The organism is Halorientalis persicus (assembly GCF_900110215.1).
Taxonomy (GTDB): Archaea; Halobacteriota; Halobacteria; order Halobacteriales; family Haloarculaceae; genus Halorientalis; species Halorientalis persica.
The window spans coordinates 26997-40275 of record NZ_FOCX01000003.1 but is presented as its reverse complement, the minus strand read 5'-3'; the positions used below and the strand labels follow the sequence as shown (position 1 = coordinate 40275).

The 13279-nt window shown below is 68.0% G+C and carries 12 protein-coding genes; 5 read left to right on the top strand and 7 right to left on the bottom strand.

Going from position 1 to position 13279, the window contains the following annotated elements; all coding sequences use genetic code 11:
- Positions 1–39: 39 nt before the first annotated feature.
- A complete protein-coding gene (locus BMX17_RS03935) occupies positions 40–1215 on the bottom strand; it encodes a CBS domain-containing protein (protein WP_092657883.1) in 1176 nt (391 codons plus the stop codon).
- Positions 1216–1417: 202 nt separating this feature from the next.
- The gene (locus BMX17_RS03930; protein ID WP_092657881.1) at positions 1418–1978 is read right to left on the bottom strand and encodes a SprT-like domain-containing protein; all 561 of its coding nucleotides are present in this window, start codon (positions 1976–1978) and stop codon (positions 1418–1420) included.
- A gap of 145 nt (positions 1979–2123) precedes the next feature.
- Between BMX17_RS03930 and BMX17_RS03925 the strand changes: the two genes are divergently transcribed.
- Positions 2124–3341, top strand: a complete 1218-nt coding sequence (locus tag BMX17_RS03925) for an acyl-CoA dehydrogenase family protein (RefSeq protein ID WP_092657879.1) — start codon at positions 2124–2126, stop codon at positions 3339–3341.
- 3 nt (positions 3342–3344) lie between these two features.
- Here the strand turns inward: BMX17_RS03925 and BMX17_RS03920 are convergent, their stop codons facing one another.
- Positions 3345–5069 carry an acetate--CoA ligase gene (locus BMX17_RS03920; protein WP_092657877.1) on the bottom strand — a complete coding sequence of 575 codons (1725 nt, stop codon included), beginning with the start codon at positions 5067–5069 and terminating at the stop codon, positions 3345–3347.
- A gap of 118 nt (positions 5070–5187) precedes the next feature.
- On the opposite strand from BMX17_RS03920, the gene BMX17_RS03915 reads away from it, so the two are divergent.
- Entirely contained in the window at positions 5188–5991 is an 804-nt protein-coding gene (locus BMX17_RS03915) for an N-acyl homoserine lactonase family protein (RefSeq protein WP_092657875.1), read from the top strand.
- A gap of 66 nt (positions 5992–6057) precedes the next feature.
- Positions 6058–6492, top strand: a complete 435-nt coding sequence (locus BMX17_RS03910; protein ID WP_092657874.1) for a PaaI family thioesterase — start codon at positions 6058–6060, stop codon at positions 6490–6492.
- Positions 6493–6514: 22 nt separating this feature from the next.
- On the opposite strand, the gene BMX17_RS03905 is transcribed toward BMX17_RS03910, so the two are convergent.
- A complete protein-coding gene (locus BMX17_RS03905) occupies positions 6515–7243 on the bottom strand; it encodes an SDR family NAD(P)-dependent oxidoreductase (protein ID WP_092657871.1) in 729 nt (242 codons plus the stop codon).
- A 143-nt stretch (positions 7244–7386) separates the two neighbouring features.
- On the opposite strand from BMX17_RS03905, the gene BMX17_RS03900 reads away from it, so the two are divergent.
- A complete protein-coding gene (locus BMX17_RS03900; protein ID WP_170845322.1) occupies positions 7387–8943 on the top strand; it encodes a GMC family oxidoreductase in 1557 nt (518 codons plus the stop codon).
- Positions 8944–9042: 99 nt separating this feature from the next.
- Here BMX17_RS03900 and BMX17_RS03895 read toward each other — a convergent pair whose 3' ends face one another.
- Positions 9043–10416: a cryptochrome/photolyase family protein gene (locus tag BMX17_RS03895; protein WP_092657869.1), complete on the bottom strand. Its 1374-nt coding sequence runs from the start codon at positions 10414–10416 to the stop codon at positions 9043–9045.
- A gap of 80 nt (positions 10417–10496) precedes the next feature.
- Between BMX17_RS03895 and BMX17_RS03890 the strand changes: the two genes are divergently transcribed.
- A complete protein-coding gene (locus BMX17_RS03890) occupies positions 10497–10973 on the top strand; it encodes a hypothetical protein (RefSeq protein WP_092657867.1) in 477 nt (158 codons plus the stop codon).
- Between the two features lie 3 nt (positions 10974–10976).
- On the opposite strand, the gene BMX17_RS03885 is transcribed toward BMX17_RS03890, so the two are convergent.
- A complete protein-coding gene (locus BMX17_RS03885) occupies positions 10977–12113 on the bottom strand; it encodes a site-2 protease family protein (RefSeq protein WP_092657865.1) in 1137 nt (378 codons plus the stop codon).
- A gap of 100 nt (positions 12114–12213) precedes the next feature.
- Entirely contained in the window at positions 12214–13224 is a 1011-nt protein-coding gene (locus BMX17_RS03880) for an NADP-dependent oxidoreductase (RefSeq protein WP_092657863.1), read from the bottom strand.
- Between the last annotated feature and the right edge of the window lie 55 nt (positions 13225–13279).

Sequence of the window (13279 nt, the reverse complement as noted above, 5' to 3'; positions counted from 1 at the left end):
CACGCGGCGAACGCGGTCCGTTCACGGACAGGTGGCCGCCTACCGCTGGAGGGGCGGCTCGCCCGTCGGCTTGCCAAGCGCCGCCGACCGGCTCTCCTGGAGGATCTGGAAGACGGTCATCAGGTCGGTCCGGGAGACCAGCCCCGCGAGATCGCCGGTCTCGTCGACGACCAGCAGGCGACCGACGTTCTGGCCGAGAATCGTCGACACGGCGTCCTCGGCCTCCGTCTCGGGTGTGACCGTCCGCAGATCGGTCGACATCACGTCCTCGACACGCATCGCGTCGCGCTCGACGGGATCGACCTGCTGGACGTCCGAGAGTGTCACGATGCCCCGAAGGTCGCCGGACTCGGTGACGACGGGGTAGCCGGTGTGGCGCTCTTTGACCATCCGGTCGACGAGGTCGGCGACGCTGGTTTCGGGCGTGACCGTCGAGAGGTCGCCCGCGGGCGTCATCACGTCGGCGACGGACAGCCCCTCGAAGGCGGCTTCGAGGATCAGCTGGCGGGTCTCGCCGGTCGCCCCGATGTAGATGAAGAAGGCGATGGCGATCCAGAACAGCTGACCGAGCAGGATGCCACCGAGGCCGAGCAGGACGGCGAAACCTTTGCCGACGCCGGCGGCGATGCGGGTGGCGTCCAGCCGCGAGCGGTTGCGCGAGAGGATCGCCCGGAGGATGCGCCCGCCGTCCATCGGGAACCCTGGCAGGAGGTTGAACGCGGCCAGGAAGACGTTCAGGATGGCCAGATAGCCGAAGACGAACCGCGGCGCGGGCTGGCCGACCGGGAAGGCCAGAAAGGCCGCGTAACAGACCGCGCCGACGCCGACGCTGACGACGGGGCCGGCGACGGCGATGGTGAACTCCTGTTTCCAGTCCTCGGGGAACTCCTCCAGCTGGGCCAGTCCGCCGAGAAACCAGAGGGTGATCGAGTCGACGTGAACGCCGTACCGCTGGGCGACCAGCGCGTGGCCGAACTCGTGGATCAACACACCACCGAACAGCCCGAGCGCGGCCGCCAGCCCCAGCACCCACGGGAGTGAGCCAGCACTGAGTGCCGCCGCGTCGATCGTCGTGCCGAGCGCCTCGCCGAGGACCTCCGCGGTCGTGCCGACCTGCGACCCGATCAGGAAGACCAGGACCGGGAGAACGAGCAGAAACGATCCGCCCAGGCGAATCGGGATACCGAACGCCGAACCGATCCGAACACTTGCCATGGTCGCGTGTAAGGGTATCTGCCGGATAAGTCGTCCCCCTTCGGCGACGGCCGGCCGCCGGAAGCACAACGGGGCGATCCGGGGTCGCATCCGACAGAACCCGCTCGCTTCGGGTCGAGAACCGACGGACAACACCGCATCCAGACCATCCCCAGCGGCAGGCGAAACGGACCCCCGTAGACTCGGGAGGGCTATGTACTGGTTACCAGTCGTCGCCCAGCGCCTCGCGGGCGCGCTCGTAGCCGGCGGTCGTCCGCCAGGTCCGGCCCGACTCGCGGTGGCGAACGACGTACTCGCTGCCACAGTCGCCACACTGGTAGCCCGCGTCGGGCTGGCGAACGGGCTTCGAGGCGCGGTGGCGCTCGGGCCGCCAGTCGCAGTGCTCGTCAGTACAGACCAGTTCGAGCCGGCCGTCGGTGAACGACCGACAGTGTCGTGGCGCGTCGATCTCGTCGGCTTTCCGGTAGAACCGCTCGCCGTGGCCCGACTCGCCGAACTGCTGGAACTCCCAGGCGTGGACGAGTTCGTGTCTGATCGTCCCCCGGAACTCCGCCCAGCCGAACTCGCGGTAGGCGTCCCAGGTGAGGACGACGGTGATCTCGCCGGTTTCGGGGTCGTACCGGCAACAGCCGGCCCGCCGGCGGGCCCGCTCGGAGATCGCCCACGCCAGTTCGGCCACGTCGAGGTCGATCGGCACGGTCGCCGCGTAGTCGGCCGCCCGCGACAGCAAGGCCTCGCGCGTCGTCGGCTCCGCCGTGGTCACGCCCCACGCCTCGACGCCGATCCCCTAAGCGGTTCCGCCCGCGTGGGGTCAGGAGACCTAACATCGTGCGACGCTTGCCGACTATATTCTAACATTGTGAGATTCCGACCCGGGATTTATGTTGGTTCCGCGGGACCATCGGGATATGCTCACGTTCAACGACTCCGAGGCGGCCGAGGAACTGGCGTCCCGCGCACACGATCTGATGGAGGAAGTCGTCCTCCCCAAGGAGCGGGAACTGTCGGGCGGGATGTCGGTGTCGGACAGCACGATCGACGAACTCCGCGAGGCGGCCCGCGAGTACGGTGTCTACGCGCCCCAGATCGACGAGGAGTACGGCGGAATGGGCTACGACTTCCGTGACACACTCCCGACCTTCGAGGAGGCCGGACGGTCGACGCTGGGCCAGATCGCGATGCGGGTCGACGCCCCCGACGAGGGGAATATGCACTTGCTGGAACTGCACGGCTCCGAGCTCCAGAAAGAGGAGTACCTGAAGCCGCTCGTCGAGGGCGAGATCGCGTCGGGCTTCTCGATGACCGAACCGATGCAGGGCGGCGGCTCGGACCCGAAGATGCTCAAGACGACAGCGGAGAAAGACGGCGACGAGTGGGTCATCAACGGGCACAAGTGGTGGACCAGCAAGGGCATCAAGGCCGACGTGTTGCTCGTGTTCGCCCGGACTGACCAGGAGGCCCACCCCTACGAGGGCTGTTCGGTCTTTCTGGTGCCCAAAGACGCCGACGGCGTCGAGGTCGTCCGGAACATCCCCCACGTCGGCAGCGACGTGCACGGGATGGGCCACGCCGAGATCAAATATAACGACGTGCGCGTCCCCGAGGAACACCTGCTCGGTGAGGAAGGCAAGGGCTTCGAGCACGTTCAGGAGCGGCTCGGTCCGGCCCGGTTGACCCACTGTATGCGCTACTCGGGGATGGCCGAGCGAGCGCTGGACGTGACCAAGGCCTACATGAGCGAGCGCGACGCTTTCGGCTCCAAGTTGGCCGAGAAACAGCACCCCCGAATGGTCATCGCCGAACAGGAGACCAACCTGGCGGCCGCCCGGTCGCTGGTGCGCCAGGCCGCCGACCGGATCTCCGCCGGCCACGAGGCCCGCGTCGAGGTCTCGATGGCGAAGGTGTTCACCGCCAACGCCACCCAGGAGGCCATCGACACCGCCCTCCAGTTCCTCGGCGGCAACGGCATCGCCAAGGATCTGCCCGTCGCGGACTTCTACGAGAGCGTCCGGCAGTTCCGCATCGTCGACGGGGCCGACGAGGTCCACAAGCGCACCGTCGCCCGCGAGGCCTTCGAGGACGTGCCCGCGGAGGAACTCGACGCGCTCACGCGGTACGACGGCTGACCGTCACTCCAGCCCCTCCCGGTCGCGCAGGGACGCACGCCTGACCTTCCCCGTCGCGGTCTTTGGGAGGGTGTCGACGAACTCGATGTCGCGGGGATACTCGTACTTGGCCAGTCGATCGCGGACGTGCTGGCGGAGGGCCTGGCGGGTGTCGTCGGTCGGGTCGTACCCGTCGGCGAGGACGACGAAGGCCTTCGGGACCGTCCCGCGCTCGTCGTCCGGGACGCCGATGACGGCGGCGTCGGCGGCGGCCGGGTGGCCGGCGACGCTGTCCTCGACTTCTTCGGGCCCGATGCGATAGCCCGCCGAGATGATCACGTCGTCTTTGCGGCTCTTGAACTGGACGTACCCGTCCTCGTCCATCAGCCCGAGGTCCTCGGTGAGCAGCCAGCCGTTCTTGACTTTGCCCGCGGTCTTCTCGGGCTTGTTCCAGTACTCCACGAAACAGACCGGATCGTCCTCGTACCGGACGGCGATCTCGCCGACCTCGCCGCGGTCGACGGTCGGCTCGGCGGTGTCGGGGTCGACGATGGCCACCTCGTGCCCGGGGCCGGGCCGGCCCATGAATCCCTCCCGGAACTCCGTGAGGGCGGTACAGCCGCCGACGAGCAGGTTCGCCTCGGTCTGGCCGTACCCCTCGTGGACGGTCGTCCCGCCGAACGTGTCGGCCGCCCAGTCGACGATGTTCTGGCCGAGTGACTCGCCACCGCTGGCGATGGTGCGGAGCGTGTCCACGTCGAACCGGTCGGTGTCTTCGACCTGCATCATCATGCGCAGGGCCGTCGGCGGCGCGAAGAAGTTCGAGACGCCGTAGCGCTCGACGATCTCGAAGGCCGTCTCCGGGTCGAACTGCCCGCCGTTGTAGGCGACGACCGGCTGACCGTAGAAGAGCGCAGGGACCACCACGTCGAACAGCGAGGCGATCCAGGCCCACTCGGCCGGGGTCCAGAACACGTCGCCGTCCTGTAGGTCCATGTTCAGCATCGTCGTGACGAACAAGGGGAGGTGACCGAGCAACATCCGGTGGGCGTGCCGGACGCCCTTGGGATCGCCGGTCGTCCCCGACGTGTAGATGATGATGGCGTCGTCCTCGGCGTCGGTGGCGACGGTCTCGAAGGTCCGGGACTGGTCGGCCACGGCGTCCTGAAAGGCCACTTCGTCGGCCTGCGGCTCGGCGTCGCCGACGGTCACGACCGTCTCCAGCGCGGGCAGGGACTCACGGGCCTCCCGGACGGTGTCGAGGTTCGACGCGTCGACCACCGCGGCGACGGCGTCACAGTCGTCGAGGCGGTACTCGACGGCGTCGGGGCCGAACAGCGTCGACAGCGGCACCGAGACCGCCCCGAGTTTCCAGGCCGCGACGTGGGCGAACATCGTCGCCGGGCGCTGGGGCGCGTTCACGCCGACGCGGTCGCCCCGCTCGACCCCCTGGTCGCGCAGGTAGTTCGCCAGCCGGTTCGTGATGGTCTGAAACTGCCAGAAGGTGTAGGTCTCGCGCTGGCCCGCGGGGATGCCCGTCGCGTCGGTCGGCGTCGACGACCCGTCGCCTGCCTCGTGTTCGCCGAACAGGGCCACCCGGCGCTTGTCCGTGGCCCAGCGGTCACAGACGTAGGTCGCCATGTTGAACTGGTCGGGTACCGCCCACTCGAAGGCCTCGCGCAACTGCTCGTAGCTGTCCCAGTCGTCCTCGTAGAAGTGGTAGGCGTCGAGACGATTGCCACGTGACATAGGTTGGTAACCAGTCTCGATTCAGACGGCACCGTGATACACGTTTCCCCGGAACTCGGTACCACACCGGAACGAGAACTGGACGAAATTTTAACACCTCCCGCTCGCACTCTCGGCCATGGTAGACGCGACCGTGACGGTCGTCGACCGGGGGACTCTCCGGACGGACGTGAACCACATCGTCGAGAACTTCTCGGTCGGCACCGCCACCGAGCCCAACCCCGACACGATGATGGGTGAGGGGCCGGTGTACAACCTGGTGATCGACCACCCGGAGGCCACCGTGCTGTGGGACACCGGCTCCCACCCCGAGGCCGGTGACGGCCACTGGCCGTCGGCGCTGTACGACGCCTTCGAGCACTACGACGCCGCCGAGCACGCCCTCCCGGACGCGCTGGAGGAAGCCGGGTACGCCCTCGACGACATCGACGCCGTCGTCCAGACCCACCTCCACCTCGACCACGCCGGCGGCCTCCAGCACTTCGCCGGCACCGACGTGCCGATCTACGTCCACGAGGACGAGTTGAAATACGCCTACTACAGCACCGAGACCGACGAGGGCTCGACGGCCTACGTCCGCGGCGACTTCGATCACGACCTGAACTGGGCGGTCGTTCACCGCGACCGGACGGAACTGTTTGCGGACCTCGAACTGCTCCACCTCCCGGGGCACACGCCCGGTCTGCTGGGGACGAAACTCGACCTCGACGGGTTCGGCACGGCCCTGTTCATCGGGGACGAGGCCTACACCCGCGCGAACTTCGACGACGAGCAGCCGATGGGCGGGGCACTCATGTGGAGCAAACGCGACTGGTTCGACAGTTTGCAGTTCCTGAACGACCTGCAACGGCGGACCGACGCCGCCGTCTTCTGTGGCCACGACAGCGACGACGTAGCGCGGATGCGCGAGGCGTTGCCCTGATCCAGCGCGGTTCGGCCGGCGCGACCGATCCGACCGTTTTTGCCCCACCCGCGTCTGTGACGGGCCATGTCGGACCACTACCGGAAACTGGAGGCGATGTACCACGGCGCGAAGGTCAACGACCACGTCCCCGGCGAGCTGTCCATCCGGGAGGGCGAGGCCACCCTCGAAATCCCGGTCGACGAGGAGTACCACCACGCGCTCGGGGCGGTCCACGGCTCGCTGTACTTCAAGGCGCTCGACGACGCGGCCTTCTTCGCCGCCAACTCGCTGGTCGAGGACGTGTTCGTGTTGACGACGGACTTCAACCTCTATCTCGAACGCCCCGTCTCGACCGGCGCGATCCACGCCGAGGGGCAGGTACTGAACGACAACCCCAGCCAGTTGATCGCGGGTGCAGTCGCCACCGACGACGAGGGCAACGAACTGGCTCGCGGGACGGGCACCTTCCGGAAGAGCGACGTGGAGTTGACCGAGGACATCGGCTACGCACTCGATTGAGCGAACTCGGCGCGCAATCCGATCAGCGGAACAGCCGGCGTTTCAGCACGTCGGGCAGGTAGTCGATGAGTTTCGCGACCAGCACCCACCGGCGCGTAACGAAGGCGTGCCGACGGTTCTTCTCGATGGCGCGGCGGATCTGTTCGGCGGCCGTCTCCCGGTCGGCCTTCCAGAAGTCGCCGCCGGCCAGGTCGGTGTCGACGTAGCCGGGTTCGATAGTCGTCACGTCCACGTCGGCGTCGATCCGGCCCGCCCGGTAGCGCAGACCCTCCAGATAGTTCGAGACGAAGGCCTTGGAGGCCCCGTAGGCCGGCGCTTCGCCGTTGCCAAAGCGGGCCGCGACCGAGGAGAGGCCCACGAGGTGGCCGTGGCCCTGGTCTTCGAAGCGGTCCATCGCGGCGGTCGCCAGCGCGGTGAACCCGCGGACGTTCGTGTCGATGGTATCCCGTTCGGGCTCCCATTCCAGGTCGGGGTTCTCGAACGCGACGCCGGCGTTGAGCACGACCACGTCGACCCCGCCCATCGCGTCGACGACCTCGTGGAAACTCGCCCGGGCCGCGTCGAGGTCTGTCACGTCCATCCGCGTCACGTACGCCTTCGTCGGGAGGACGCGTCCCAGGTCCTCCAGCAGTTCCCGTCGGCGGGCGGTGAGGCCCACGTCGTAGCCCGCGTCCGCGAGTTCGCGCGCCAGCGCCTCGCCGATCCCCGAAGACGCACCCACCACGAGCGCTCGCTGTCTCGCCTCAGCCATACCCGGAGTACCGGCGGGTCGCCACATTACTCCTTGGGGTCAGCCGTGACCCAGCCGGTATTCACACCGATGCCAGCACTCGGCTTCCGGGTTGAGATTCGTTACCATTCATCTTTAATAGTTAATCACCCGTGTAGCGTGTCATGGGAACCACCCACACGCACGACTATATCGTGGTCGGTGCCGGATCGGCCGGTTGCGCGATGGCCCACCGCCTCTCGGCCGACGGCGACGCCGATGTCCTGTTGCTGGAAGCGGGGACACCGGACGAGAAAGACGAGATTCACGTCCCTGCACTGTTCGGGGAGCTGTTCAAGAGCGACGTGGACTGGGAGTACTACACCGAGCCACAGACGGAGATGAACGACCGGGCGCTGTACTGGCCCCGCGGGAAGGTACTGGGCGGGTCGAGTTCGATCAACGCGATGATCTACATCCGGGGCAACGAACTCGACTACGACACCTGGGCCGAGCAGGGCAACGAGGGCTGGGGATACGAGGATATGCTGGAGTACTTCAAACGTGCCGAGAACTTCGAGCCGGGCGCCGACGAGTTCCACGGCGAGGGTGGGCCGCTGAACGTGACCGGCCAACTCGATCCCCACCCCACCTCGGCGGCGATGATCGAGGCCGCCGAGTCCGTCGGCATCCCCCGCAACGACGACTTCAACGGGGCCGAGCAGGAGGGCGTCGGCTACTACCACGTCACGCAGAAAGACGGCGTCCGGTGTAGCGCGGCCGCAGCCTACGTCAAGCCGGCGATGGAGCGTGACAACCTGACCGTCGAGACGGGTGCACAGGTCACCGAGGTCACCGTCGGGGACGGCCGGGCGACCGGTGTCGTCTACGAACAGGACGGCGACCGTCGCGAGGCCGCCGCCGACGCCGAAGTGATCCTGAGCGCCGGCGCGGTCAACTCCCCGCAGTTGCTCATGTGCTCGGGCATCGGGCCGGCCGACCATCTGGCAGACCACGACATCGACGTCGCGGTCGACCTGCCCGGCGTCGGTCGGAACCTGCAGGATCACCTGTTCGCGTTCACCGTCTACGAGCGGACCGATGGGCCGCCCGAGCCCGCGGCGACGACCAACATCGCCGAGAGCGGCGGCTTCGTCCGGACGGACCCGGACCTGGACGCGCCGAACCTCCAGTTCCACTTCGCACCCGTCTACTACATGGAACACGGGTTCGCCAACCCCGAGGAAGGCATGGGCTTTTCCATCGGTGCGACACAGGTCCGCCCGGAGAGCCGCGGCCGGATCGAGCTGGCCTCGGCGGACCCGCACGAGGACCCGGTGATCGACCCGCAGTACTTCAGCGAGGACCGTGACCTGGAGGTCCTGATCGAGGGCGTCAAACGGTCGCGGGAGATCGCGCAGGCCGACCCGCTCGACGAGTTCCGCGGTGAGGAGGTCTGGCCCGGCGAGGACGTCCAGACCGACGCCGAGATCGAGGCCCACGTCCGCGAGACGGCCCACACCGTCTACCACCCCGTCGGCACCTGCAAGATGGGCGACGACGACATGGCCGTCGTCGACGAGCGCCTGCGCGTCCACGGCGTCGACGGCCTCCGCGTCGTCGACGCGTCGGTCATGCCGACGATCAGTAGCGGGAACACGAACGCGCCGACCATCGCCATCGCGGAGAAGGCCGCGGACATGGTCACCAGCGACCGGGCGGTCCCCGCCGGCGACGACTGAGCGGGATCATCGTCGCCAGCCGCCGATTTCGGCTCCGAACCATCGGCACTGACGATCGTTTTTCACTGCGGTAGCACGCACGAGGATGATCCCGATGCGCTAGCGCTTGCCAAGCGCCCGCTCGAAGGTGCGCTGGGCGCGCTCGTACCCCTCGTCGCGGCCGACGATAGGGTCGGGGTAGTCCGGTGCCAGTTCGTCGCGCTCGTCGGCCGACAGATTCGGCCAGTCGACGATTTTTCCCGCGGGCACGTCCCGGAGTTCGGGAACGTAGGCTTGCACGAAGTCGGCACCGTCGTCGTACTTCGCCATCTGGCTCACCGGATCGAAGATGCGCACGTCGACGGAATCGGTGCCGGTGCCAGCGATCCACTGCCAGTTGCCGTGGTTCGAGGCTGGATCGTGATCCACCAGTTGTTCGGTGAAGTAGCGAGCCCCCTTGCGCCAGTCGATCAGCAGGTGTTTCGTCAGGAACGAGGCCACGACCTGCCGGGGCCGGTTGTGGACGTACCCCTCCCGGTTCAGCTGGCGCATCCCGGCGTCGACCAGCGGATAGCCCGTCTCGCCGGCTTTCCAGGCCGCGACGGCCTCGGGGTCGTCGCGCCACGCGATGCCGTTGGGCATCGACTCGTAGTTCTCCGTCGCCAGGTTTCGGTTGTAGTACAGCAGGTGGTAGTTCTGCTCCCGCCAGGAGAGTTCGTAGCGGTACTTCGAGACGTTGCGACGCCGGTCGCCGTCGACGGCATCGTAGATACGGGTCGCGTCACGCCACACCTCCCGGATCCCGATCATCCCGGCGGCGAGGTACGGCGATACGCGCGAGACCGCCTGTGTCGGCCGGTCGACGGCCGCGGCGAGGTCGTCGCGGGTGTCGCTGTACGTGTCGATGCCGTCCTGGAGGAACGCGTCGTACCGCTCGCTGGCGGCGTCGTAGCCGGCCGCAGGCAGGTCGATGTCGGCCTCGGCCGTCGGAATCTCGCCGTCGTCGCGCACGTCGGCCAGGTCGGCCGGGTCGGGTTCCGCCACGGGATCGTGTTTGGACACCGCCTGCCAGTCGTCGTGGAACTGACTGTGATTGGGATAGGTCGGTTCCAGACGGCCGGGATCGACCAGCACGTGGTCCGTGTGTTCGGCGGTGTCGATGTCGAGCGCCTCGCGCACCCGTCGGGTCCGGGCCCGGCGCTCGGGGCGATAGTGTTCGTTCCAGGTCACGCCGTCGGCGTCGAACTGGGCGGCGAGCGCCGGGAGGACCGACTCGGGGTCGCCGGCCCGGACGACCAGGTCGCTTCCCAGGTCGCGGTAGCGCTCGCGCAGTCGCTCGACGCCGCGCAGGAAGAAGGCCTGCTGGCGGTCGCCGACGGCATCGAACAGGGCCTCGTCGACGACGAAGACGGGGACGACGGTGTCGGTCGCGGCGGCGGCCAGGCCGACGTTGTCACGGGTGCGCAGGTCGCGGCGGTGCCAGAACAGACGCATACCCATGCCAGGGCCTGCGACGGCTTGGACTTTGCCACCCGAACGGGAACGCCGAAGTGGCCACACCCCCGAATATGGGTATGGAGCCGCTGGTCGCCACACCGTCGTTTGCGGTACCGCTTCGACTCGTGGTCGGCGTCGTGGCCGGCACGATCGCCACGTTCGCGATGGACGGCGTGATGACGCGTCTCCCGGAGGGGATGACGCCACCGCTGGTCGCCGCCGGCGTCCTCACTGACCGTCGACCCGGGGACGCTCACCCCCGACTGGCCGCGGTCGCTCACTACCTGGCCGGCGGAGCCAGCGGACCGCTGTACGTCACTCTCTTGCTGTTCGGCGAGGCGTTGCTCGGTGTCTCCGTGAGCACGTACCTGTTCACGGCGGCAGTCATGTACCTCGCCATGGTCGGCTTTTTCACCGTCGTCGTCCTCCCCCAGGCGCGGGGCCTGGGACGCAGTCGGATCGAACGAATCCGTCTCGACTGGGCACTTTCCGCAGCGGCGTACCTCGCGATCCTGGTGCCGCTCGTCGCCATCGGTTCGGGATACCTCCAGTAGCGCTCAGAGCCCGGTGAAGACGATAGGCATCGGCGTGAACGTCAGGACCGCCAGCGCGAGCGTGACGGCCGCGACCGCTCGACGACGGGGGTCGACCGGCGTCGTGTCGAGCGGTTCGGCCCCGCCGATTCGGGTGAAAAGCAACGCCAGAACCGCCCAGAACCCCCAGAGGACGGCGACCATCGTGGCACCCTCGACGACGTGGACGTACGCCGCCAGCCCGAGCAGGCCGACGGGCACCAGCAACTGTGCGGTGTCGAGGTGGTCGCCGATCAGCGCCCGGAGGACGTGCGCGCCGTCGAGTTGCCCGACCGGGAGCAGATTCAGGAACGTGACGAACGCGCCGACCCAGCCGCCGATGACGACGGGGTTGGCGATCAGCGACGGATCGCTGTAGTAGAGCTGTTCGCCCAGCAACAGCGCGATCCCCTGGATCAGCGGCGGGTAGCCCAGCTGGTACTGCTGGGCGAAGGAGGTGCCGGCGGCGGCCCCGACGTCGACCGGCGGAAGCGAGACGCCGACGGCGGTGACCACGACGGTCGCGGCGAGCCCGGCCAGCGGGCCAGCGACGCCGATGTCGAAAAGTGCGCGACGACTCGGGATGTGATCGCGCATCCGGATCACCGCGCCCAGCGTCCCGAGGACGTTCGGAATCGGGATGAAGTACGGCAGGGAAACCTCGACGCCGTGGTACCGCGAGAGGGCGTAGTGACCGAACTCGTGGACCGCCAGCACAGACAGGACGGAGAGAGCGAACGGCCAGGCCCCGAGCAACGCGGCCGGGCTACCTTCGAGGGAAAATCCGTACCATCGGGCACCTGCGAACAGCGTCGTCGCGACGGTGAGGCCGAACAGCGCGACGTTGGTCCAGGGGATCCCCTCGACGCCCGTAGACCGCTCGGTCACCACCAGGACGTGCTCGCCGGTCTCGCGGGCCAGTCGGACGCGGTAGCCCCGTTCCCGGAAGCGCGGGGCGAGTTTCTGCACGACGGCGTCCTGCGCAGCCATCGGTTCGCCGTAGTACCGGGCGTCCCCGTCGGCCATCTCGACATCGTAGACGTGAAAGATTTCGGACAGCGATTCGGGGTCGGGAAGCTCCGACGGCAGGGACGCTGGCCTCGACGACGGAGGGGTCGACATCGGCGGGCCTAGGGCTGCGAGCACTAAATACCTGTTCGCCTGCAAACGGGCGAATTCGCCCGGTAGCGACCGGGGTAGTCACGCCCGGTCCTTCGCCGGCTCAGTCTTCGACTTTCACGAGTTGCTTGCCGATGTTGACGCCGTCGAACAGCCCCAAGAAGGCCTCGGGCATATTCTCGAAGCCCTCGGTGACGGTCTCGCGGTACTGGACGTCGCCGTTCTGGACCCACTCGGCCAGCTGTTCGGTCGCCTCGCCGAACCGCCCCGCCCAGTCCCGGACGAGCAGGCCCTGCACGCGGGCGCGGGTCTCGATCAGCCCCGCCAGCTTCCGGGGGCCCATCGGGCGTTCGGTGGCGTTATAGAGGGAGATCTGACCACAGACGGCGACGCGAGCCCGGACGTTCAGGTGGGCGAACGCGGCGTCGGTGATCTCGCCGCCCACGTTGTCGAAGTAAGCATCGACGCCGTCGGGGCAGGCCTCCCCGACCGCGGCGTAGAGGTTGTCTGCCTCCTTGTAGTTGATCGCCGCGTCGAAGCCCAGCTCCTCGGTGAGCCAGTCGGTCTTCTCCTCGGCCCCGGCGATGCCGACGACGCGAGCGCCCGCGAGCTTGCTGATCTGGCCGACGACCGAGCCGACCGCACCCGCCGCACCCGAGACCAGCACGGTGTCGCCGGGTTCGGGTTCGGCGACTTCCAGCGTCCCGAAGTAGGCCGTCCGGCCGGGCATTCCCAGCACGCCCAGCGCCGTCGAAACCGGTGCGAGGTCCGGGTCGACGGGCTGGAGTTCGTCGCCGTCGGCGACGGCGTACTCGGCCCAGCGGAGGTTCCCCGTTGCCACGTCGCCTTCCTCGAAGTCCGGGTGGTTGGATTCGACTACCGCACCGACGACCCCGGCCTGCATCACGTCGCCCACGTCCCACGGTTCCGCGTAGGACTCGGCGTCGCGCATCCGGCCACGCATATACGGGTCGACCGAAAGATAGCGGGACTCGACGAGGACCTCGCCGTGGTCCGGTTCGGGAACCTCACTCTCGCGCAGTTCGAAGTTGTCCATCGTCGGTTCGCCGGTCGGTCGGCTCTCGAGAATCCACTGCCGGTTGGTGCCAGCCATGTCCCAGTGCGACGGGCGTCTCCCTGTTGAGTGTTCGGGTCCGCCGTGACCACCT